The 22,511-nt window shown below is 71.8% G+C and carries 20 protein-coding genes; 9 read left to right on the top strand and 11 right to left on the bottom strand.

The window, feature by feature from the left end:
- Nucleotides 1-292 precede the first annotated feature (292 nt).
- The 4 genes from rlmB to ACVKXF_RS07330 form a co-directional block, all read right to left on the bottom strand.
- Nucleotides 293-1,303, bottom strand: a complete 1,011-nt coding sequence (rlmB, locus tag ACVKXF_RS07345; RefSeq protein ID WP_123311990.1) for a 23S rRNA (guanosine(2251)-2'-O)-methyltransferase RlmB — start codon at nucleotides 1,301-1,303, stop codon at nucleotides 293-295.
- Between the two features lie 79 nt (nucleotides 1,304-1,382).
- The gene (gene cysS / locus ACVKXF_RS07340) at nucleotides 1,383-2,792 is read right to left on the bottom strand and encodes a cysteine--tRNA ligase (RefSeq protein ID WP_456795322.1); all 1,410 of its coding nucleotides are present in this window, start codon (nucleotides 2,790-2,792) and stop codon (nucleotides 1,383-1,385) included.
- A 17-nt stretch (nucleotides 2,793-2,809) separates the two neighbouring features.
- Nucleotides 2,810-3,988, bottom strand: coding sequence for a 2-C-methyl-D-erythritol 4-phosphate cytidylyltransferase (gene ispD / locus ACVKXF_RS07335; RefSeq protein WP_456795321.1), 1,179 nt, complete (start codon nucleotides 3,986-3,988; stop codon nucleotides 2,810-2,812).
- Nucleotides 3,989-4,052: 64 nt separating this feature from the next.
- The gene (locus tag ACVKXF_RS07330; RefSeq protein ID WP_017888066.1) at nucleotides 4,053-4,535 is read right to left on the bottom strand and encodes a CarD family transcriptional regulator; all 483 of its coding nucleotides are present in this window, start codon (nucleotides 4,533-4,535) and stop codon (nucleotides 4,053-4,055) included.
- Between the two features lie 155 nt (nucleotides 4,536-4,690).
- Here ACVKXF_RS07330 and ACVKXF_RS07325 point away from each other — a divergent pair, with 155 nt between their 5' ends.
- Entirely contained in the window at nucleotides 4,691-5,209 is a 519-nt protein-coding gene (locus ACVKXF_RS07325; RefSeq protein ID WP_123311984.1) for a hypothetical protein, read from the top strand.
- Between the two features lie 84 nt (nucleotides 5,210-5,293).
- On the opposite strand, the gene ACVKXF_RS07320 is transcribed toward ACVKXF_RS07325, so the two are convergent.
- Together ACVKXF_RS07320 and ACVKXF_RS07315 are read right to left on the bottom strand one after the other, a co-directional pair.
- Complete coding sequence (locus ACVKXF_RS07320) at nucleotides 5,294-5,974, bottom strand: response regulator transcription factor (protein WP_111085241.1); 681 nt, start codon at nucleotides 5,972-5,974, stop codon at nucleotides 5,294-5,296.
- Nucleotides 5,971-7,137, bottom strand: a complete 1,167-nt coding sequence (locus ACVKXF_RS07315; protein ID WP_123311982.1) for a sensor histidine kinase — start codon at nucleotides 7,135-7,137, stop codon at nucleotides 5,971-5,973. Before ACVKXF_RS07315 ends, ACVKXF_RS07320 begins: the two co-directional genes overlap by 4 nt.
- 146 nt (nucleotides 7,138-7,283) lie before the next feature.
- Between ACVKXF_RS07315 and phoU the strand changes: the two genes are divergently transcribed.
- The gene (phoU, locus tag ACVKXF_RS07310; RefSeq protein WP_111085245.1) at nucleotides 7,284-7,952 is read left to right on the top strand and encodes a phosphate signaling complex protein PhoU; all 669 of its coding nucleotides are present in this window, start codon (nucleotides 7,284-7,286) and stop codon (nucleotides 7,950-7,952) included.
- 59 nt (nucleotides 7,953-8,011) lie between these two features.
- The gene (locus ACVKXF_RS07305; protein ID WP_456795320.1) at nucleotides 8,012-8,560 is read left to right on the top strand and encodes an AAA family ATPase; all 549 of its coding nucleotides are present in this window, start codon (nucleotides 8,012-8,014) and stop codon (nucleotides 8,558-8,560) included.
- A 58-nt stretch (nucleotides 8,561-8,618) separates the two neighbouring features.
- Here ACVKXF_RS07305 and ACVKXF_RS07300 read toward each other — a convergent pair whose 3' ends face one another.
- Entirely contained in the window at nucleotides 8,619-9,365 is a 747-nt protein-coding gene (locus tag ACVKXF_RS07300; RefSeq protein ID WP_222658679.1) for a phosphoglyceromutase, read from the bottom strand.
- A gap of 45 nt (nucleotides 9,366-9,410) precedes the next feature.
- Here ACVKXF_RS07300 and ACVKXF_RS07295 point away from each other — a divergent pair, with 45 nt between their 5' ends.
- From ACVKXF_RS07295 to ACVKXF_RS07285, 3 genes are read left to right on the top strand one after another with little or no spacing between them, the layout of a single operon-like run.
- Nucleotides 9,411-10,184, top strand: a complete 774-nt coding sequence (locus ACVKXF_RS07295; RefSeq protein ID WP_456795319.1) for a class I SAM-dependent methyltransferase — start codon at nucleotides 9,411-9,413, stop codon at nucleotides 10,182-10,184.
- 53 nt (nucleotides 10,185-10,237) lie between these two features.
- Nucleotides 10,238-11,575: an FtsX-like permease family protein gene (locus ACVKXF_RS07290; RefSeq protein WP_456795318.1), complete on the top strand. Its 1,338-nt coding sequence runs from the start codon at nucleotides 10,238-10,240 to the stop codon at nucleotides 11,573-11,575.
- Nucleotides 11,572-12,285: an ABC transporter ATP-binding protein gene (locus ACVKXF_RS07285; protein ID WP_456795317.1), complete on the top strand. Its 714-nt coding sequence runs from the start codon at nucleotides 11,572-11,574 to the stop codon at nucleotides 12,283-12,285. Before ACVKXF_RS07290 ends, ACVKXF_RS07285 begins: the two co-directional genes overlap by 4 nt.
- A gap of 12 nt (nucleotides 12,286-12,297) precedes the next feature.
- Here the strand turns inward: ACVKXF_RS07285 and ygfZ are convergent, their stop codons facing one another.
- From ygfZ to ACVKXF_RS07270, 3 genes are all read right to left on the bottom strand, one after another.
- Entirely contained in the window at nucleotides 12,298-13,374 is a 1,077-nt protein-coding gene (gene ygfZ / locus ACVKXF_RS07280) for a CAF17-like 4Fe-4S cluster assembly/insertion protein YgfZ (RefSeq protein ID WP_456795316.1), read from the bottom strand.
- The gene (locus ACVKXF_RS07275; protein ID WP_111085252.1) at nucleotides 13,374-13,976 is read right to left on the bottom strand and encodes an FABP family protein; all 603 of its coding nucleotides are present in this window, start codon (nucleotides 13,974-13,976) and stop codon (nucleotides 13,374-13,376) included. The genes ygfZ and ACVKXF_RS07275 overlap by 1 nt, the downstream gene beginning before the upstream one ends.
- 137 nt (nucleotides 13,977-14,113) lie before the next feature.
- On the bottom strand, nucleotides 14,114-14,395 hold the full coding sequence (locus tag ACVKXF_RS07270) for a hypothetical protein (RefSeq protein WP_222658683.1): 282 nt from the start codon (nucleotides 14,393-14,395) through the stop codon (nucleotides 14,114-14,116).
- A 192-nt stretch (nucleotides 14,396-14,587) separates the two neighbouring features.
- On the opposite strand from ACVKXF_RS07270, the gene ACVKXF_RS07265 reads away from it, so the two are divergent.
- From ACVKXF_RS07265 to ACVKXF_RS07255, 3 genes are read left to right on the top strand one after another with little or no spacing between them, the layout of a single operon-like run.
- Nucleotides 14,588-15,271 carry a response regulator transcription factor gene (locus ACVKXF_RS07265; RefSeq protein ID WP_111085255.1) on the top strand — a complete coding sequence of 228 codons (684 nt, stop codon included), beginning with the start codon at nucleotides 14,588-14,590 and terminating at the stop codon, nucleotides 15,269-15,271.
- Entirely contained in the window at nucleotides 15,271-16,098 is an 828-nt protein-coding gene (mshD, locus tag ACVKXF_RS07260) for a mycothiol synthase (protein WP_456795315.1), read from the top strand. Before ACVKXF_RS07265 ends, mshD begins: the two co-directional genes overlap by 1 nt.
- A 56-nt stretch (nucleotides 16,099-16,154) precedes the next feature.
- Nucleotides 16,155-18,158: a serine/threonine-protein kinase gene (locus ACVKXF_RS07255; protein WP_456795314.1), complete on the top strand. Its 2,004-nt coding sequence runs from the start codon at nucleotides 16,155-16,157 to the stop codon at nucleotides 18,156-18,158.
- Between the two features lie 88 nt (nucleotides 18,159-18,246).
- Here ACVKXF_RS07255 and ACVKXF_RS07250 read toward each other — a convergent pair whose 3' ends face one another.
- Complete coding sequence (locus tag ACVKXF_RS07250) at nucleotides 18,247-22,482, bottom strand: FtsK/SpoIIIE domain-containing protein (RefSeq protein ID WP_456795313.1); 4,236 nt, start codon at nucleotides 22,480-22,482, stop codon at nucleotides 18,247-18,249.
- Between the last annotated feature and the right edge of the window lie 29 nt (nucleotides 22,483-22,511).

Genomic DNA, 22,511 nt, shown 5'->3' with positions numbered 1-22,511 from the left:
GTTCCCGTTCCCGTTCCCGTTCCCGTTCCCGTTCCCGTTCCCGTTCCCGTTCCGCCGAGGTTCCGAGATCTCGGAACCTCGGCGCGCGAAACGGCCGTCTGTGGAACCTCGGCACGACGCGTGCGGCGAGTCGTGGAACCTCGGCAGGACGCGTGCGGCGAGTCGTGGAACCCCACGGACGCACTGAACCCCACGGACGCACTGGAGGCCCGGCGCCGGTCTCGCGGACCGGCACCGGGCCTCCAGGTGGTGACGTCGACGGCCCGGAGCGGCCGGGCCGACGCCGGTGCGGCTACTCGGCGCGACGGCGCCGGGCGACCTCCCACAGGGTGACGCTCGCCGCGATGCCGGCGTTGAGGGACTCGGTCGCGCTCGAGATCGGGATCGACACGATCGCGTCGCAGGTCTCGGTGACCAGGCGCGACAGGCCCTTGCCCTCGGAACCGACGACGATCACGATCGGACGGTCGGCGAGCGCGAGGCCGTCGAGCTCCACGTCGCCGTCGCCGTCGAGACCGAGGACGAACAGGCCCATCGACTTCAGGGACTTCAGCGTCTGGGTGAGGTTCGGGGCCATCGCGACGGGCGTGCGGGCCGCGGCACCGGCCGAGGTCTTCCACGCCGACGCGGTCACGCCGACCGAGCGACGCTGCGGCACGATGACGCCGTGTCCGCCGAACGCCGCGGTCGAGCGGATGATCGCACCGAGGTTGCGCGGGTCGGTGATGCCGTCGAGGGCGACGAGCAGCGGCACCTGGTCGCGCGAGAACGCCTGCTCGACGATGTCCTCGGACACGGCGTACTGGTACGCCGGCACCTTGAGCGCGACGCCCTGGTGGACGCTGTCGTGGCCGGTGATGCGGTCGAGCTCGGGGCGCATGAGCTCGATGATCGGGACGCCACGGTGGTTGGCGAGCGCGAGGATCTCCTTGACTCGGTCGTCCACCTCGATGCGCGAGGCGATGTAGAGCGTCGACGACGGGGTCTTCGTGCGGAGCGCCTCGAGCACGGAGTTGCGTCCGGTCACGAGCTCGGAGTCGTCGGTCTTCCGGGCCGGCGGGCGACCCGTGCGACCCTGCGGGGTGCTCGAGGAACCGTGACGACCCTTGGCCGCCTCGAAACGGTCCTTCGCGGCCTTCCGCTTGCCGGCGGGGTGGTACGGGCGGTCCTCGGCCTTCGGGGTCGGCTTGCGACCCTCGAGCGCCTGGGCGCCCTGTCCGCCGGATCCGACCTGCTTGTTGCCCTTGCGACCGGTGCGGACGGCGCCGGGCCGACCCTTCTTGCTTCCCGAGACGTTCTTCATGCGTAGCTCCTGTTCGGCACTGCCGTGTTCAGGCGATGCTCCAGCGTGTTCCGACCGGAATGGTCTGCGGTGGCTTCGATCATGCGATGCTCCAGCGTGTTCCGGACGGGGTGTCCTCGATCGTGATGCCCGCGGCGGCGAGGTCGTCGCGCACGCGGTCGGCCGCGGTGAAGTCCCGTGCTGCCCTGGCGTCCGCGCGCTCCTGCACGAGGCGTTCGACGAGAGCGGCGAGCGGGCCTGCCGAGGTGTCCTGGCCGCCCCCCGACCAGTGGGCGGCTCGCGGGTCGATGCCGAGGACCTCCACCATCGCGGCCACCTGATGGTACGCGACCCCGAGCGTTTCCGCATCGTCGGCGTCCAGGGCGGCGTTGCCGGTCCGCACGGTCTCGTGCAGGACGGCCAGCGCCTGGGGCACCGCGAGGTCGTCGTCCATCGCGGCGGCGAAGGCGTCCGGCACCGCGGGGGCGTCGGCGAGGCGCACCCCTTCGAGCCGTACCTCGGCCCGCTGCAGGAACCCGTCGATGCGGTCGTAGGCGGCTTCGGCCTCGGCCAACGAGCCGTCGTGGTGGTCGATCGAGGAGCGGTAGTGCGCCGCCCCCAGGAAGTACCGCACCACGGCGGGGCGGGCAGCGGCGAGGAAGTCGGCGGCGAAGATCGAGTTGCCGAGCGACTTCGACATCTTCTGGCCCTCGACCGTGACGAGTCCGTTGTGCAGCCAGTAGGACGCGAACGGGTCCCCCGCGGCGGTGGACTGCGCGAGCTCGTTCTCGTGGTGCGGGAACCGCAGGTCGAGTCCGCCGCCGTGGATGTCGAACGCCGGGCCGAGGTACCGCCGCGACATGGCGGAGCACTCGATGTGCCAGCCCGGGCGACCGGGGCCCCACGGGGAGTCCCACGCCGCGGTCGACGGCTCACCCGGCTTCGCACCCTTCCAGAGGGCGAAGTCGCGGGCGTCGCGCTTGCCGCGGGGGTCGGCGTCGGTGGCCTCGACCATGTCCTCGCGGCGCTGCCGGGTCAGGGCACCGTACGACGGCCAGCTGCCGGTGTCGAAGTAGACGTCACCGGAGTCGTCGGCAGCGACGTAGGCGTGGCCGCGGTCGATGAGCTTCGTGATGATGTCGTGCATCTGCGGCACGCTCGCGGTGGCGCGGGGCTCGTACGTCGGCGGCAGGATGCCGAGGGCGTTGTACGCGGCGGTGAACTCGAGCTCGACGCGGTAGGCCCGGGCGAACCAGGCTTCGTCGGTGCCGGCGGCCAGGTCGAGCACCTTGTCGTCGATGTCGGTGACGTTCCGCACGAGGGTGACGCGCAGACCGCGGTAGGTCAGCCAGCGGCGCCAGATGTCGTAGACCAGGGCGGAGCGCAGGTGTCCGATGTGCGGCGACGACTGCACCGTCGGACCGCAGACGTAGACGCTGACCTGTCCGTCGACCAGGGGGACGAGGTCGACGACGGCTGCGGCGCGGGAGTCGTAGAGGCGAACGGTCACGCCCCAAGCCTAGGACGTCAGGCCGGTCGGACGAGGGCTGTTGCGATCGCGGCGAGCCCTTCGCCCCGACCCGTGAAGCCGAGGCCGTCGGTCGTCGTGCCGGAGACCGCGACGGGGGCTCCGACCACGGCGGACAGGGCGTCCTGCATCTCGACCCGACGTGCACCGATGCGCGGTCGGTTCCCGACCACCTGGACCGTGACCGAGACGGGGGCGAGGCCGGCGTCGAGGAGCATCGCCACCGCACCACGGACGAAGACGTCGCCGGCCGCGCCGGCGTAGGCGGGGTCCGCGGTGCCGAACGTCCCGCCGATGTCGCCGAGTCCGCCGGCGGACAGCAGCGCGTCGCACACCGCGTGCGCCACCGCGTCGCCGTCGCTGTGTCCGGAGAGCCCGGGTTCGCCGGGGAAGTCGAGCAGGCCGACGCGGCACGGCGACGCCGCGTCGAACGCGTGCACGTCGACCCCGAGGCCGAGCCGGACCGCCGAGGCAGCGGGGACACCCGGCACCGAGGCCCGCGACCGGACGATCGACTCCGCCCGCCCGAGGTCCCACGGCGTCGTGATCTTGAAGGCATCGGCGTCGCCCGGCACGGAGCGCACCGTGCCGCCGGCCGCCTGGAACACGCCGGCGTCGTCGGTCTCGGACTGCGTCGACACCGCGTACGCCCGGCGGAGCGCATCGAGCGGGAAGCCCTGCGGCGTCTGCACGCCGACGAGTGCGGACCGGTCGACGGTCTCGACGACGACGTCACCGGCGACCCGCTTGATCGTGTCCGTGACGGGCAGCGCGGGGACGTACCCCGCACCAGCACCCGAAGCGACCGCGTCGAACACCCGGTCGAACTGCGCAGCGGGTGTGAGGCACCGAGCCGCGTCGTGCACCAGCACCGCGGTGACGGAGTCCGGCAGCACGGCCAGGCCGGCCTGGACCGAACCATGGCGATCCGTGCCTCCTGGGACGACCGCCGTGTAGGCGACCGCAGCACCCGCGGCCGTGGCGACCACCCGGCGGCAGTCCTCGAGCAGCGCCGACGGCGCGACGACGACCACCAGCGTCGGGGACGACGACGAGAAGAGCGGCTCGAGCGCGCGCGCGAGCATCAGCTGCCCGGCCACGGGCACGAACGCCTTCGCGGTTCCGATGCCGAGTCGGGTGCCGGACCCGGCTGCAACGACGACGACCGCCCGGTCCACCCCTTCGGGGAACCGTGCGGTCGTCGTGGTGTTCAGTGCTGCTGCGCTCAGTGGTTCGACGCGCTCAGGACGCGAGGACCTCGTCGAGGACGGTCGATGCCTTGTCCTCGTCGGTCTTCTCGGCCAGGGCCAGCTCGGAGATCAGGATCTGCCGCGCCTTGGCCAGCATCCGCTTCTCGCCCGCGGACAGGCCGCGGTCCTGGTCGCGACGCCAGAGGTCGCGGACGACCTCGGACACCTTGATGACGTCCCCGGAAGCGAGCTTCTCGAGGTTCGCCTTGTACCGGCGCGACCAGTTGGTGGGTTCTTCCGTGAACGGTGCCCGGAGGACCTCGAACACCTTGTCGAGTCCTTCCTTGCCGATCACGTCGCGGACTCCGACCAGGTCGACGTTGTCCGCCGGTACCTCGATCGTCAGGTCACCCTGCGTGACCCGCAGTTTCAGGTAGACCTTTTCCTCGCCCTTGATGACGCGCGTCTTGACTTCAGAGATGGTTGCCGCCCCGTGGTGGGGGTAGACGACGGTCTCGCCGACCTCGAATTGCATGTATCAGGCTCCGTTCCCAGACTTCCAGTTTACCACAAGGGGTGTTCGGGTAAGGGGACCCTCAGCACTGGGGCTTCCCGGTGATCGCTAGGATGGAGCGGGACCGTCCGGTCCTCATCGACTTACGGAGGAATCTCTTGCGAGCTCGGGTACTCGTGTCCGTCGCCGTTGCGGCAACCATCGCGCTGGGCGCCACCGGGTGCGAGTTCATGTCGCCTGCGCACACCGTCGACATCAAGCAGATCACCGACGGCGTGAACGTCTCGACCGGCAAGGTCGACGTCCGCAACGCCATCCTGATCTCGGACGACGGCGAGGGCGCACGCTTCATCGGCACGCTCGTGAACAACTCCGACACCGACGGCATCACCGTCTCGGTCGAGATCGGTGGCGACACCGAGACCGTGCTGGTGCCGGCGAACTCGCACGTCGACCTGGCGAACGACTCGCAGCACGACACCCTCGACTTCGACAGCGCGGACGCCGAGCCCGGTTCGCTCGTCAAGGTGTACTTCTCCTACCCCGACGCCGAGGGCGTCTCGGCCAACGTGCCGGTGCTGACCACCTCGCAAGAGGAGTACGCCACCCTCGCGCCGACCTCGACCCCCGAGCCGACCGGTCAGGTCACGCTGCCGGTCGAGACCCCGTCGGCCACGCCGACGGACGGCGAGTAGCCGCTCCGCGCACGCACCACCGCGTCAGACAGGAGGCCCGGTGCCGGTCCCAGGGACCGGCACCGGGCCTCCTGTCCATCCGTCTCAGGCCTCGATGCGGTACCCGAGACCGCGCACCGTCACCAGGATCTCCGGGGTGGACGGCACGCGCTCGATCTTCGAGCGGATGCGCTTGATGTGCACGTCGAGCGTCTTCGTGTCGCCGAAGTAGTCGGAGCCCCACACCCGGTCGATGAGCTGGCCACGGGTGAGCACCCGCCCGGCGTTGCGGAGCAGGAGCTCGAGCAGCTCGAACTCCTTGAGGGGCATCGCCGTCTCCGAGCCGTCCACCGACACCGTGTGCCGCTCGACGTCCATCCGGATGCCGCCGACCTGCAGGATCCCGCTGTCCGCCGGGTCGTCCTCGGTGCGACGCCGCAGGACCGCGCGGATGCGGGCCAGCAGCTCGCGGGTCGAGTACGGCTTCGTCACGTAGTCGTCCGCGCCGAGCTCGAGCCCGACGACGATGTCGACCTCGGAGTCCTTCGCCGTCAGCATGATGATCGGGGCGTTCGACCGGGTGCGGATCTGCCGGCAGACTTCGGTGCCGGACAACCCGGGCAGCATGAGGTCGAGGAGCACCAGGTCCGGGTTCTCCGAGTCGAACTTCGACAGCGCGGTCACGCCGTCGGCAGCGACGGAGGTCTCGTACCCCTCGCGCTGCAGCAGGAACTCCAGGGGCTCGCTCAGGGCCGGCTCGTCGTCGACGATGAGGATCTTGGTCACGATGGCTGCTCTTCCAGTTGCTCTTCGAGTGCGGTGGTCAGTTCGGTGTCCGCCTCGGGCAGGCGGATGGTGAAGGTCGAGCCCTTGCCGGGCTGCGACCAGACACGGACGTCGCCGCCGTGGTTGCCCACGACGTGCTTGACGATCGCCAGGCCGAGGCCGGTGCCGCCGGTGGCGCGCGACCGGGCGGGGTCGACGCGGTAGAAGCGTTCGAACACCCGGTCGAGGTCGGCCTCGGGGATCCCGACGCCCTGGTCGGTGATCGCGATCTCGACGAAGCCCTTCGCGGACCGGACGCCGACGCCGACGCGGGTGCCGTCGGGTGAGTACTTCACCGCGTTGGCGATGAGGTTCGACACCGCGACCTGCAGCAGGCCGGGGTCGCCCATCACCCGGAGCTTCGACTTCTTCGCCCGGATGATCTCGATCGAGCGGGCGCGGGCGACGACCTCGTTCGCGTCGATCGCGGCCTGCACGATCTTGTCGACACCGGTCTCCTCGCTGTTCTCCAGCGCGTCGACCGACTGCAGCCGGGACAGCTCGATGATGTCCTTCGTCAGGGCGCCGAGCCGTTCGGACTCGGTGATGAGCTGCGCGGCGAACTTCTTCACGTGCGCGGGGTCGTCGGCCGCGAGGACGAGCGTCTCGGACAGCAGGCCGATGGCGCCGATCGGGGTCTTCAGCTCGTGCGAGATGTTGGCGACGAAGTCACGGCGGACCTCGTCGATGCGCCGGCTCTCGGTCAGATCGTCCGCGGTGATGAGCACGTACCGGTTGCCGAGCTGGGCGGCACGGAAGCTGAGGTACCCGATGAGCTCCCCGTGGCGTCCGCGCGGGAGCTCGAGGTCCTCCGCCCCCATCTCGCCGCTCTTGCGCACCCGGTCGACCAGGTCGAGGAGCTCCTGGTGCACGAGCCGTCGCCGGACGACGAGCCCGACGGTCAGCGCCTGGGGCGACGCGGCGACGACGGTGTTCGACGGGTCGATGACGACCGCCGGGTTGTGCATCGTCGCGATCACTGCTGCGACGCCGTCGGGCAGGGTCCGCTCTGCCACGTCGGCAGCACGTGCCGTGCGCTCGGCGGTGATGATCAGCACCACGACGCCCGCGCCGAAGACCCCGCCGAGGAGCATCGACAGTGGCACGAGCCACGCGTTGTCCATGTCGCCAGTGTAGGGATGGTCACGCGGGGTTCCGGTACCGTTCACCCGCCTCGGAAGGCCGGAACGCGAAGCGTTCAGCCCCACGTCACCGTTCGTTCACCTGGGCTGACGACACTCGACCGGTACGCAGAGAGAGGTACTCCCCCATGCGCGAAGTCTTCCAGCAGGAACTCCAGGACGTCCAGGAGCGACTGACCGAGATCGCCGGACTCGTCGAGTCCGCCATCACCCGGGCCACCCAGGCCTTCAGCGACTCCGACGTCGCCCTCGCCGAGGAGGTGATCGCCGACGACCAGAAGATCGACGAGGCCGCCAACAGCCTCGACGAGATCGCCATCGACATCCTGGCCCGCCAGGCACCGGTCGCCCGCGACCTGCGGGTCGTCGTCACCGCCCTGCGCGTGAGCTCCTCGCTCGAGCGCATGGGTGACATGGCCGAGCACATCGCGCAGCTCGCCCGTCAGCGCTTCCCCGAGAAGGTCGTGCCGAAGGGTCTCCGCGGCACGTTCAAGGAGATGGGCAAGCACGACGTCGCGATGTCGCAGAAGCTCACGCGGCTGCTCGCGACCGAGGACATCGCCCTGGCTGCGGAGATCCGCGACGAGGACGACGCCGTCGACGAACTGCACGCGAGCGTGTTCGACTTCGTCCTCGGCGAGGCCTGGAAGGGCGGGCCGATCGACACCGTGGACGCCACCCTGGCCTCGCGCTACCACGAGCGCTTCGCCGACCACGCGGTCTCCATCGCGAAGAAGGTCGAGTACCTGGCGACCGGCGACTGGACCGGCGCGTCCACCTCGACCGCCGCGGTCTGACCCGGTTCGGTTCCGTTCCGCGGCGCTCGGCACCCGCTCGGTTCTGCGAGGATCGACGCATGGCTCAGGTCGCGATCATCGTCAACGGCATGCCCGGTTCCGGCAAGAGCACGATCGGCGCGGCGCTGGCCGAGGTGCTCGGTTGCCCGTTCCTGTCGAAGGACCGGATCAAGGAGCCCCTCGCCGACGTCGTCGGCCCGATGATCGCGTCGCGTCCGCTCGGCGGGATCGCGATGGACACGATGTGGTCCATGGCGCGGGCCGTCGAGAACGGGGTCGTCCTCGACGCCGTCTGGCTGCCGTCGCGTGACCGGGACCGCCTGGAGGCCGGGCTCACGTCCGCCGGGTCGCCGCGCGCCGTCGAGGTGTGGTGCGACACGGACCGGCCCAGCGCCGAGGAGCGGCTGCGCGACCGGTACGACCCGGGCACCGTGCCGGTTCGGCACGAGGTGCACGGCGACCTCGACGAGGTGCTGGCCTTCTGGGACGAACACGAGGACGACGCTCGACCCGTCGGGTTGCCGGGCGTCCCGGTGATCCGGGTCGACACGACGAGCCCGTACGACGTCGGCGCCCTCGTGCAGGAGATCGCCTCGCACTTCGTCTGACCGGCCGCACGACGAACGCCCCGCCCGGACTCCGGACGGGGCGTTCGTGTGTGCCGAGCTACTTCTTGGCGCCCTGGGCGGCCACGGCGGCAGCGCCGGCGGCAGCGGCCTCGGGGTCGAGGTAGTACGCCGGCTTCGTCGGACGGAAGTCGTCGTCGAGCTCGTACACCAGCGGGATGCCCGTCGGGATGTTCAGCCCGGCGATGTCGTCGTCGGAGATGTCGTCGAGGTGCTTCACGAGCGCGCGGAGCGAGTTGCCGTGCGCGGTGACCAGCACGGTCTTGCCCTCGCCCAGGTCCTTCGTGATGTCGGACTCCCAGTAGGGCAGCAGGCGGTCGATCACGAGCTTGAGCGACTCGGTGCGGGGCAGCTCGTCGCCGAGGTCGGCGTAGCGACGGTCACCGGCCTGCGACCACTCGGCGCCGTCGGCGATGGGGGGCGGCGGGACGTCGAACGAACGGCGCCACTCCATGAACTGCTGCTCGCCGTACTCGGCCAGCGTCTGGGCCTTGTCCTTGCCCTGCAGGTCGCCGTAGTGGCGCTCGTTGAGGCGCCAGTCGCGCTTGACCGGCAGCCACGCCAGGTCGGCCTGGAGCAGCGCGATGTCGGCCGTCTGGATCGCACGGGTGAGGAGCGAGGTGTACAGGACGTCGGGGACGATGCCCGACTCGGCGATGAGGTCGCCGGCGCGCTTCGCCTCCTTCTCGCCCAGCTCGCTGAGCCGGACGTCGACCCAACCGGTGAACAGGTTCTTCTGGTTCCAGTCACTGTTTCCGTGACGGAGCAGGACGAGCGTGGAGGTCATGCTGCCGAGTCTACCGAGCGTCAGCAGGCCCGTACCCTTGACGGCATGCCCATCGGGAACGTGACGCGCGGGACGACCGGGTACAACCGGCTCCGCCGTGTCGACCGGTGGATCGCGTCGTTGCCCGCGCTCCGCAGGACCGACGACCCGCTGGTCGCCGACGTCGGGTACGGGGCCTCGCCGACGACGACGCTCGAGCTGCGCGACCGTCTGGCCCTGGTGCGTCCGGACGTCGAGGTCACCGGCATCGAGATCGAACCGGCACGCGTGGCGTTCGCGAACGCCGGTACCCGCGACGGCGTGACGTTCCGGCTCGGCGGCTTCGAGACCCCGACCCCCGGACAGCGTCGACCGGCCGTGATCCGTGCGTTCAACGTGCTGCGGCAGTACGACGAGTCCGCCGTGGTGGCGTCGTGGCGGATCATGCAGGACCGCCTGCAGCCCGGCGGGGCGCTCGTCGAGGGGACCTGCAACGAGGTCGGCCGGGTGGCCTCGTGGGTGACGCTCGACGACGTCGCCCCTCGGACCTTCACGGTGTCGCTCCGGCTCGCCGGGCTCGACGTGCCGAGCATCGTGGCGGAACGGCTGCCGAAGGCCCTGATCCACCGGAACGTGCCCGGCGAACGGGTACACGCGTTCCTGCGCGACCTCGACCTGTCGTGGGCGGTGGCGGCTTCGCTCAGTACGTACGGGCCCCGGCAGCGGTGGATCGCCACGGTGCGGGGCATGCGCGACCGCGGGTGGCCGGTCCTGCACGGGCCGACGCGGTGGCGGCTCGGCGAACTCAGCGTGCCGTGGGACGTGGTCGCGCCGGCCTGAGGTCATCCGCTCGGACGATGCACCCGTACGTGACATACCGAATACTGTTGCGTATGACATCACTCCGGCTCCTCGCCCTGCTCTTCGGCCCGAGGACGGCACGTCCGGCCACTCGGGTCGCGGCACTGCTGGCGTTCGCCGTCGTCGGCGCGGTGCTCGCCGCCCTCGGCAACGCCTTCGTCGCGTACGCCTCCGCGGACGCTCCGGTGTCCACGCTCTACGGCCTCATGTCGTGGACCGCCAGCGCGATGCTGGCCGCGCCCGTCCTCATGCTCATCGAGTCCGCGGTGACGGCGAGCGCCGCCACCCGCAACGACCGGCTGGCGACGCTCCGGCTGCTCGGTGGGTCGTCACGACTGGTCCGGCGCTTGCCGGTCCTCGAGGCAGCTGTGCTCGCCGTGCCCGGGAGCGCGGTCGGCGCCGTGGTCGGCACGGCCATCGCGGGCGTCGTGGCGCAACCCGGTCTCACCGGCGCAGGGAACTCCGTGGCCGGGGCGCCCCTCGGACCGGTCGGCATCGGGTCGGTCGTCGTGCTCGTCACCCTGCTCGCGATGTGGCGGGCGTCGCTCGGACTGCGTCGGGTGCTCGTCGGACCGCTGGGCGTCCGACGTCGGGAGCGTCCGGAACGGGTCGACCCCCGTGCACTGCGGCGCGGTCTGGTGGTCCTCGGGGTGACGACGGCAGGCGGGCTCGTGTTCGGCGCCCGACCGTCGACGATCGGCGTCGTCCTGATCCTCGTCGGGATCGTCACCGCGATGTCGACGCTCCGCCTGATCGGGCCGGTCGTCATCCGACTGCTGGCGACGCGAGCGCATCGTCGGGCCGACAGCGCCGCAGCACTCATCGCAGCTCGGACCGCGATGGAGTCACCGTTCGCCGCGTGGCGTCGCGTCAGCGGGGTCACGATGACGACGTTCACCGCCGTGGTCGCCGCTGCCGGGATGGCGCTGCTCGCCCCGATGTCCGACCCCGTGCTCGTGCACGACGCAACCGTCACGACCATGATCACGCTGGCCTGCTCGTCGCTGCTCACGGCTGCCACCGTCACCGTCGACGAGGTGAGCGCCGTGCTCGACCACCAGGACCTCCACCTCGCCCTGCAGCGTGCAGGCACCCCACGCGCCGTGCTCGACGGTGCTCGCCTGCGCGGCGTCGGGCTCCCGCTCGTGACGATGGCCGCGATCGCCTCGGCCTCGGCCTCGATGCTCGTCGGTCCGCTGGTGCTCGGCGTCGGCGCCGTCTCCGGCGCGTCCCTCACCACCCTCGGCGTCTCGATCGTCGTCGGCATCGGCATCGCCCTGATCGGTGTCGCACTCACCGGACGCCTCCTGCCCGGTGACCCCCCGGCGTCCCGCCACCGCACGACCGAACCGAACGGAGCCATCGCATGACCACCACGACACCGACCATCGTCGCCACCGGCCTCACCCGTCACCACGGGGACACCACCGCACTCGACGGCGTGGACATCACGGTCCGGCCCGGCGAGTCCCTCGCGATCACCGGAGCATCGGGATCGGGCAAGAGCACGCTGCTCCACTGCCTCGCCGGCATCGACACACCGACCGCGGGATCGGTGATGCTCGCGACGGACCGCGGTCGGAAGGACATCGCCACGATGCGGAGCGAACACCGCACGAAACTGCGGCGTACCCGTTTCGGGTTCGTCTTCCAGAACGGCCTGCTCATCCCCGAGCTCACCGCCGTCGAGAACGCCGCGCTGCCGCTGCTGCTCGCCGGCCGCCATCGGCGGGAGGCCGAGCACGCGGCCGCCGAGTGGCTCAGGGTCCTGGGGCTCGCCGGGCTCGAGGACCGCCGCCTCGGCCAGCTCTCCGGCGGCCAGGTCCAGCGGGTGGCGATCGCCAGGGCCCAGGTGACCGCCCCCGATGTCGTCTTCGCCGACGAGCCGACCGGCGCCCTCGACCCGACGACGTCCCTCGACGTCATGCAGGCCCTCCGCAGCGCGGTCGTGGGGAGCGGTGGGAGCCTGGTCGTCGTCACCCACGACCCCGTCGTCGCCTCCGGCTGCCACCGCGTCGTGCACATCGACCGCGGGCGGATCGTGTCGGAATCGGTGAACCAGGCCGATCAGCGTCGGTGACGGCCGGAGCCGTCAGGAGCGCTTGACGGCTCCGAGGCGGGGCAGTCGCGGCACGTTCGCCGTGGCGCCGGCCTCCGGCGGGACGATGGTCTCCTGCGCCGCCGACACCACGACGTCGTCGGCGGTGAGCGTCAGGGTCGCGGTGGGGTCGAGGGAGCGCTTGACCACAGCGAGACCGATCGGCCCGAGTTCGTGGTGGACGGCCGAGGCGGCCAGCCGTCCGACTTCCTTGTCGCCGAGCACCACGGGAGTCCCCGGAGCCGGCAGGACAGCGTCGGACCCGTCCAGGTGCAGCTGCACGATCCGACGCGGCGGGTGCCCGAGGTTGTGCACCTTCGCGACGGTCTCCTGCCCGCGGTAGCAGCCCTTCGTCAGGTGCACGGCGGAGCGGAGCCAGTCGAGCTCGTGCGGGATGGTGCGCTCGTCGGCATCGGAGAGCGTCGGGCGCCAGGCGGCGATCCGCAGTGCCTCGAACGCCAGCAGCCCGGCGACGGGCCGGTCGGACGCTGCCAGACCGGCCGCGGCCCCCGGCGTGAGCACCGCGATCCGGAGGGTCCAGTCGGAGCCGGGGTGGGCCTCCAGGCTGGCGTAGCTCCACCCACCGGGCGTGACGGCCGCCCACGGGTCGACCCACTCGACGACCGCGTCGGCGACGGCACCGGTGTCGGTGAAGGACCCGACGGTGACGAAGTCGGCACTGCGGTCCGCGACCTCGACCCGGAGCATGAAGCGCATCGAGTCGAGCCAGGCGGCGAGCGGTGCCGCGTCCTGGGGCTCGGTGAGGAGCCACGCGACCGAACCGTCGTCGACCACGCGGGCGGCGTGCTCGACGCGGCCGGACTGGTCGAGCACGAGGGTCTCGGTGCTGACGCCGGTCGGCAGGCCGGTCAGCTGCTGCGAGGTGATCGAGTTGAGCCACGACAGGCGGTCCGGTCCGGTGACGGTGACGACGCCGAGGCCGAGCTCGACGACGGCCGAGCCACGTTCGAGCAGCCGCTGCTCACCGATGGGGTTGCCGAAGTGTGCGGCGGGCGCGCCGAGCGCACCAGATGACGCGACGAACCCGTCGCGCACCGCGAACGCCGACATCAGTCGACCTTCGCGAGCTGCCCCGAGGCGTGCGAGGTGAGTTCGCGACCGAGCGCGGCGATGTCCCACGCCCAGAAGAGCTTGCCCTCGACCAGGCCGTACAGGCGGGTCGCGGCGGAGTAGTCCTTCGCGTTCGGCGAGCGCATCACGGCGTCGGTGGCCAGGTCGATCCGACCCTTGAGCACCCGGCCGACGTAGAGCTCGTTGACGCCCGTCGGGTGCACGATCGCGGCTTCGACGTCGAAGCCGTCCGTGGTGTTGCGCAGCGCCTCGACGCTCTCGACGGTGCTGAACGGGGTCGGCCCCTCGCCCAGGAGCATCGCGGGGCCGCGGTCACCGGGTTCCGTCGGACGGTCGATCCGCCAGTAGCCCATCTCGGCGGCGAGCGGGGTGTGGTCGTCGTCGAGCAGCCACGTGGTGGACGAGTAGTTGAGGTACGGCAGGCCGTCGTGGCTGAAGCTCACGCGCTGGCCGAACTCGTAGGTACGGGGTGCCTCTTCGTCACCGACGGGGTACTCCACGACGCCGGTGCCCTCCCAGACGCCGACGAGCCACGACAACGGGACCAGTTCGGGCGCCAGGCCCTCGGGGAGCTCGATCAACGCTGACCCTTGAACAGCTTCACGACGACGACCACCGAGATGAACGCGATCGCGAGCGACGCCAGGCCGAGGAGGCCCACGTAGAACAGCTCGAGCGCAAGCAGCGAATCCATGCCCCGGAGTCTACGCGGCTCGGCTCAACGCGCCAGGAGCACCACCGCGGTGACGAGCACCACGACGAAGGCACCGGAGGACGCGATGCTGATCCGCTCGACCAGTCCGTCCTTCGTGGCGGTGATGAGCTGGAGCACGAAGCTCACCATCACGCAGGCGACGAACACGAGGAGCAGCCAGGCGAAGGCGTCGCGCTCGGCGAGCGTGAGGACGAGCACCGCCCCGACGACGGCCAGGATCCAGACCGGCAGGACGGACGTCAGCGTGAGACGCCGCTGGTCGGTGGGCTGCACTGGCTGGGTCACGCGTTCCATCATGACAGGGGTCGCGCCCGGCGCGCAGGCGCAGCGCGGCCGTGCAGCGCAGCGCTGCGGTCCGGTGCGGTGCGGTGCGTTGCGTGCGCGCTTGCGGGTTCCCGCGCAAACCGTCCGGCCGGATGAGGACTTCCCGAGCATCACTAGGATGTGTCCACGACGTCATCCACCTGCGGAGGTCCTGTGGCACAGCTCCTGGTACTCACCTCGACCGCGCCCGGCGACGTCCTGCCGAGCCTGGGTCTCCTGAGCCACAGGATCCGTCACGTGCCGGCCGAGGCCGCCCAGCTGGTCAACGCGCCGCAGAGCGACCTGATGTTCGTGGACGCCCGCACCGACCTGGTCAGTGCGAAGGCCCTGTGCAAGATCCTCGCCTCGTCCGGGTCGACGACACCCATCGTGCTCGTGGTCACCGAGGGCGGGCTCACCGCCGTCAACAGCGACTGGAACGTCGACGACGTGGTGCTCGAGAGCGCCGGCCCCGCCGAGATCGACGCCCGCATCCGGCTGTCAGCGGGCCGTGCGGCCAAGGGGCAGTCCAGCTCGAAGATCCAGGCGTCCGGTGTCGTCATCGACGAGGCGAGCTACTCGGCGAAGGTCCGCGGCCGGCCGCTCGACCTGACGTTCAAGGAGTTCGAGCTCCTCCGCTTCTTCGCCACGCACCCGTCGCGCGTCTTCACCCGCGAGCAGCTGCTCAGCGAGGTCTGGGGCTACGACTACTTCGGTGGCACCCGAACGGTCGACGTGCACGTCCGTCGGCTCCGCGCGAAGCTCGGCGACCTCGAGTCGCTCATCGGCACGGTCCGCAACGTCGGGTACCGCTTCAACGTCTACGACGACGAGGCCGAGCGCCTGATGGGCCAGTAGTGCCGGACCTCGCACGGTTCGTCGTCCCCGGCGAGGCGCCGCCGTTCTCCGACCAGACCCTGGTCGACGTCCGCGCGGGGCGCGCGACGGTCCTCGAGGCCGACGACGGGGTCGCCGTGGTCCGCGACGCCGAGCTGGAACTCGTCGTCGACCGGGAGGCCCGTGGGCACGGCACCGGGGCCGCCCTCGTCACGCAGGCGCTCGCGCTGGGCGGCGGGGCCGCTCCCGTACTCGCCTGGGCACACGGGGACCACCCGGCAGCGCGTGCACTGGCCGATCGGTTCGGCTGGCGCGCCGTCCGGACCCTGCTGCAGCTCCGAGCGTCGATCGACGAGGCCGACGCCCCGTCCGTCGACGTGCCGGCCGGGTACAGCCTGTCCGCGTTCCGCCCCGGCACCGAGGACGAGGCCGACTGGCTCACCCTGAACGCCGCGGCCTTCGCGCACCACCCCGAGCAGGGGCGGATGACGCTCGACGACCTGCACGCCCGCGAGTCGGACGCCTGGTTCTCCGGCGACGACCTGCTGCTGCTCCGCGACGCCTCCGGGCGGCTCGCCGGCTCGTGCTGGCTCAAGGTCGAGGACGGCATCGGCGAGTTCTACGCCGTCGCCGTCCGGCCCGACCTGCAGGGGCAGCGGCTCGGCGGGGTGCTCATGCGCGCGGGCACCGCTCGGCTCAGCGGCCGTGGGCTGACCGCAGCCGCACTGTACGTCGAGGGCAACAACGAGCCGGCGCTGGCGCTGTACCGGCGGTCCGGGTTCACGCAGCACGCGATCGACGTGCAGTACGCCGCGCCGGAGCACGCGGAGGCTCCGACCGGCCGGTAACATTGCGTGGTCGGCGAGGGGTCGGCCAACGGGGGAATCGGGAAGTCGGGGACGCAGTGGCGCAGTACGGTCAGGGTGAGCCGCTCGGTGCGTCGTACCGGTTGGTCGAGCTGCTCGGGACCGGTGCCACCGGCGAGGTCTGGCGCGCCGAGCACACCGCGACCGGCGAGCACGTCGCCGCGAAGCTGCTCCGTGCCGAGCTCGCCGCCGACCCGCAGATCGTCGAACGCTTCGTCCGCGAGCGCTCGGTGCTCCTCGCCCTGCAGCACCCGTCCATCGTGCGTGTCCGCGACCTGGTCGTCGAGGGCGACCGGCTCGCGATCGTCATGGACCTGGTGCCGGGTGGGTCCGCGCGCGATCTGCTGGCATCGAACGGTCCGCTGGCCCCACGGGACGCCCTGACCATCACCGCCGAGACGCTCGACGCCCTCGCGGCCGCACACGAGCGCGACGTGACCCACCGCGACGTCAAGCCCGACAACGTGCTGCTCCAGACCCCGTGGGTCCCCGGTGCGACCGGCGACGTCCGGGTCACCGACTTCGGCATCGCGTCCGTCGTCGCCGAGCGCGAGCGCACCACCACCGGGCTCCTCGGCACGCCGCAGTACATGGCGCCCGAGTCGATCAGCCACGGCCGAGCGGGTCCCGCTGCGGACGTCTACGGCGCCGGGGTCATGCTCTACGAGCTGCTGTCCGGCCGCACACCCTTCGCCGGACCGGGCACGGACTTCGCAGTGGCCTACCGGCACGTCACGTCGAACCCGCCGCCGCTCGATGTGCCCGACGCCCTGTGGGCAGCGGTGTCCGCCCTGCTGACGAAGGACCCGAACAGCCGTCCTGCAGCAGCGGACGCCGCGGCGACCCTGCGCCGGCTCGCCCGGTCCCTCGCCGCAGCCCCCGCGCTGGCCGCGACGAGCGACCCGGACGCGTTCGACGAGGTCGAGCGGCCCGCCACCGTGGTCCGCGGGGTCCGCCCGGAGCACGACGCCGACCGGGGCGACACCGGGACCCCCGAGGACGAAGCCGTGGTCGGCCCGGCGCCGGAACTCGGCCCCGCCGGTTCCCAGACCGTCATCCGGCCGATGGCACGACAGCCGCTGCCGGCCGCGCCCGCTGCCGAGCCCGCACCGGCGCGTCGGTTCACCCGCCCCGAGTGGCTGACGAACCGTGCGCTCCTGTTCGGCGGTCTCGGCGTCGTGCTCGTGGCCGCGCTCGTCGTCGGCGGGGTCGTCTGGCTGCCCGGTGCGCTGCGGAAGACGCCGGGCGCCGGCACCGCGACCGCACAGGCCGCCAACGCCTACCAGCAGGACCGCCCACTGCCCACGGGCCTCGCCACCACCCGCCGCGCGACCATCGACCCCGCGAAGGGCACCGTGGACCTGCGCGTCACGTACGCGGCGCAGGCGTCGGCCCTGACCGGTCCGTTCCTCGAGGTCGTCCCCGGTGCCCGCTCGAGTGCCTCGTGCCCCGCCGTCACCTGGACCGGCGAGGGCATCTCGGCGAAGCGCAACCAGCCCTCACTGACGGGTGTCGACACCGCGTGCGCCTGGGCCCTGTCCGGCGTCGAGGTCCCCGCCGGCGGCGACGTCACGGTCGAGGCCTCGGTGCCGCTCGCCTCCGTCACGGACGGCGCGGCGTTGCAGACGTGGCTCGACGGCGTCGGCGAGGCCACCACAGCTGCCGTGACCGACGACTCGGTGCGCGGGACCGCCTACCCGGTGCAGCGGTTGCAGGGCATCGAGGTCCGGACGCCCGACCGCACGGTCAGTCAGACGGCCCTGCCGGTCACCCTGGTACCGGTGTGGCCGAACGGTGCCGACGAGCTCAACCCGCTCTACCGCAGTCCCGCCACGGGACGCCCGTCGCAGATGCTCGTCGACGTGGCCGGCGGGGAGTCCGGCGTGCGGTTCGCCGACGGCTGCTCGGGGGCACTGGCGGTGTCGTCCGACGGGCTGGTCGTCACGGCCCTGTCGGTCGCGCCGTCGTGCACGGTGCGGGCGACGGTGGGGAACTTCACGAACCTCGAGAGCTCGCCCTTCGGGATCACGACGCGCGACTGAGCGCGCTGTCCACGCGACCAGGTGGCGGACGGGAGGCCCGTGGCGGGCACGGCCACGGGCCTCCCGGCCGACGGTCTCGGCGTCGCCGTCAGCTGCCGGCGGACGCGGTCTGCACGAGACGGACGGCCCCGCCTGATGCGGCGTAGCCGCGGCCGACGGTCAGCGCGACGGGCGCGCGACGCGGCAGCGTGACGCCGAGGAGCTCGCCGTCGTAGTCGACGTCCGGCTGCAGCAGCACACCACACCGGGACTTCCGGACCGAACGGGTCCAGTGGCTGTACATCGACCGGAGGTCGGCGGACCGGCCGGCCGCCACGACGCACAGTCCGGGGCGCTCGGTCGTGAGCAGCGTCGCGATGGCCTGGTCGCCGTCCTCGAACCGCTCCGCGTCGTCGATCAAGAGCAGCACCGGACCGCGTTCGAGCCGGAGCCCAGACAACAGGGCCGGGACCTCGTCAGGGCCGACGGCGATGCGGTCGAAGGAACCGGAGGCGAGCGGGGAACGGCGGTCACAGATCGCCCACACGGCCGGACGCACGCCCTCGGCTGTCCGCGCGAGCTCGGCGACGGCGAGGAGCACGCTCGACTTGCCGGACCGGGCCGGGCCGGCGATCAGCACGTGTTCGCCGTCGTAGACCTCGACCGACGCCGGCTGCAGATCGTCCTCCGCGATGCCGATCGGGATCCGCCAGGGCTCACCCGCGAACACCGCTCCGGCGCCGAGCTCGTCCACGAGCACGGCATCGGGCAGCCGACCGACGGCACTCGCCTTCCGGCTGCTGCCCGGACGGGTCTCCGCGATCCGGGTGACCGCCTCGGCGAGCGGGACGTCCGGGGTCGCGACGTGCGACTGCAGCCGCATGGTCGAGTCGATGAAGCGGCCGGGCACCGGCGGCGGGACGTCCTTGGGGCGGACCCCGATGGACGCGTAGTCGTAGGGGTCCGCGAGGCGGAACATCCACTTCTGCGTGGTGACCTCGTCCATCGCCGACGGCACGGCCTTCGCGCGCGTCGTCGAGACCGCGAAGGAGATGCCGAGCGCGGGACCCTCGGCGTAGACGCGGTACAGGGCGTCGAGCAGCTGCTGCCCCTCGAAGTCCTGGTATTCGTCGCGCAGGGCGGCGAGGCCGTCGATGAGCACCACGGCACGACGCCCGCCGGGTGCCGCACGACGACGCTCGAGCTCGACGCGGAGGTGCCGCAGGAACCGCGTCTGCAGCTCCCCCGCACCCGCACCGGAGCCGACGTAGGCCGTCGTGTGCGGCAACTGCGCGAGCGGAGCGAGGTCCCCCGGACCCATGTCGAGCACCAGCAGGTCGAGCTCGTCGGGGCTCGACCCTGCGGCGAGCTGCAGCGCGATCGTGGCGAGCGCGGTGCTCGTCCCGCTGCCCGGGATGCCCATGAGCATGAGGTTGCCCTCGTCGAGGTCCCATCCGGTGGTGACCTGACGCTGGTGGTCGGGGTCGTCGGCCAGGGCGACGGGGACGGTGCCGGGTCGTGGGGCGGTACCCGGGCGTGGGGCGGTGAGGGCCGCCAGTTCGACGCGGTCGCCGAGCGCCTCGGGCCAGATCGGACGCGGCGGGGCGTACCCGGCTGCCGTGTTGGCCTGCCCGATCGCCTCGATCAGCTGGTCGAGGTCGGTGACGTCCGACGCGGTCGGCGCCGGTGCCGGCATCGGCGCGGGGACACCGAACACGTCGGTCGGACGGACCGAGACCGGCTGCTCGGCACGCTCGTCACGGGCTCGGCCGGTGACGAGGGCGGTCTGCACCGGGGTGATGTCGTCCTGCCCGAGCTTGACGTAGGCGCGACCGGTCTGCTGTCGACCGATCCCGGCTGCGGCGGGGACCCCGATGACGTTCGTCGAGTCCTCGCGGCTCTGCACCCGCAGGGCGACCCGCATGTTCGTGTTCGCGAGGATGTCCTCGCTCACCACACCGGCCGGCCGCTGAGTCGCCAGGATCATGTGGACGCCGAGTGTGCGGCCGACGGCGGCGATGCTGACGAGCGACGTCAGGACGTCCGGGAAGTCCTTCGCGAGCATCGCGAACTCGTCGACGACCAGCAGCAGTCGCGGCATCGGCTCGACCGGCTTCGTCGCCAGGTAGGCATCGAGGTTGTCGATGTCGGCTCCGGCCGCGGCGAACACCCGCTGGCGTCGCTCGAGCTCGGCCTCGAGCGCACGGATCGCTCGGTCGGCGAGCTGCTCGTCGAGGTTGCTGATCGTGCCGATGGTGTGCGGCAGTCGCTCGCAGGCGGCGAACGCGGCCCCGCCCTTGAAGTCGACGAGCAGGAAGTTCAGACGCGTCGGGTCGTTGCGTGCAGCGAGCCCGGCGACGAGCGACCGCAGGAACTCGCTCTTGCCCGAACCCGTCGTTCCGCCGACCAGGCCGTGGGGGCCGTCGCGCACCAGGTCGATCTCGAGCACACCGCTCTCCGACGAGCCGATCGGGGTCGAGAAGCCCGTGCGCGTGTCCCACGCCGTGCGGATCCCGTCGCCCGACAACAGCTCCGGCAGGCGGACGAGCGCGGGCAAGGACGCCCCTGGCACGAGCAGTTCGGGATCGTCGAAGTGCGCCACGCTGCGGGCGCTGCGCTCGGCGGTCTCGACGCTGAGGCCGGCGAGCACGACGTCCTCGACACGGGTCCGGTCTTCCGGCCGGTAGACCGTGGCCGCGGCATCGGCACCGACCGTGATGATCGACGTGCAGGCGGCGGGGAGCTGCTGCTCGTTGGTCGCGATGACGATGCCGCTCACCCGGCGCGGTCGCTCCCCCGGGCGCAGGGACTGCCCGGGCACCGTGCGGCCCTGGCCGAGCAGGTTGCGGGCAGGGGCATCCCGTCCCTCGGTGAGCACCTCGGAGTCGACCACGACGAGCAGGTTCGGTGTCGGCAGCTCGTCGATCGACTCCCGCAGGCCACGGAGCATCGCCGCGCTCTGGTCGCGTTGTGCCGACATCCAGCGGGCGCCGGTGCTGCTCCCCGCCACACGCGCATGCGGCAGCCAGGAGGCCCACCCCCAGTCCTCCGCGCGGCCCGCGTCGCAGAAGACGCCCACCGTCAGGTCCGCGGGACCGCAGTGCACGGTGGCCTGCGTGAGCAGGCTGCGCGCCAGGGCGAGGGCGCCCTGACGATCGCCGACGATCCCGACGACGCCGGCGTCGGACAGGTCGGCCACCACCGGGGCGGCCGTCAGGCGACTGTCGGCGATGGCGGCCTTCGCCTCGTCCTCGAGCTTCGCGGTCGCTGCACGCTGATCGACCTCGGGCCGCCAGGGAGCGTCCCCGGTGCCGGCGTGCAGGCTCAGGAAGTCCTCGTCGTCCGAGCGGCGCTGCCACAATAGGGTGGTCGGCAGTTCGGCTCGCCGAACCACGGTCGCCGGATCGGGCACGAGCTCCTGGCGGCGGGCAGCCTCGACGGCCGCGGCTTCGGAGATCTCACCGCGGAAGGACTCCACGGCCTCGGCGAAGCGGGTGTCCTCTTCTTTCAGGTTCTTCGCGCGGCGGTGCTTCTGCTCGAACCACATGCCGATCGCGGTGACCGGGGAGAGCAGGGCGAACAGCGCGAACCGCGCGTCGCCGAGCAGGAGCACCATCGCGCCGGCGAGCACCAGGGGTGCCGCGACGGTGATCCAGCTGAACTTCGAGGCCGGCGGCACGTCCTTGCGTCCGGGCGGCACGACCGTCTCGGCGTCGGAGGTCCGGCCGGCGCGTGGTGGGCGGTTGAACGGTGCCGTCGCCGCCGGGGTCAGATTCGCCATCGAGCCAGCCGCGGGCACGGGGACCTCGTCGAGCGCCGGCCGGACGAGCAGCACGGCCCCGCCCACGATGACGCTCGTCGTCCCGGTGAGCAGGACGCCCTCGGCGTCGATGCGCTCCCCGGCGACGACGGTGCCGTTCGTCGATCCCGCATCACGCACCCGCACACCGTCGTCCTCGCGCTCGACGGTGCAGTGCTCCCACGACGCGCTCTCGGTGGGGAGCACGACGTCGGCCTGCGGCGCCCGGCCGACCACGAGCTTCCGCCCGCGCGGGACCGGCACCACGAGGCCGGCCTCGAGCCCGCCGGCGAGCGTGACGGTCCAGCCGTCGGTACTGAGCGGACGTTCCTCGGGGGTTCGTCCGATGCGGGATCCCTCGAGCAGCACGAGGTCCCGGAGCGGGGTGTCGACGCTGGTGCGGTGCCCGTCGACCGCCAGGGTGGTGCCGGGTTCGAGCGTGAGGCCGATGGCCGCGGACACGAGGTCCCCGAGCGAGGATGCGCCGGACCACCCGTCGACCTCGACCGCATCACGTCGGTCGTCGAGCTCGATCAACAGGCGCATGCTCGCGTTCCTCTTCCGGGTCGGTGCGT

It is taken from the genome of Curtobacterium sp. PvP017 (assembly GCF_054060195.1).
Note: the sequence above shows the minus strand (reverse complement) of the source record. Positions and strands in the feature narration are given on the sequence as shown.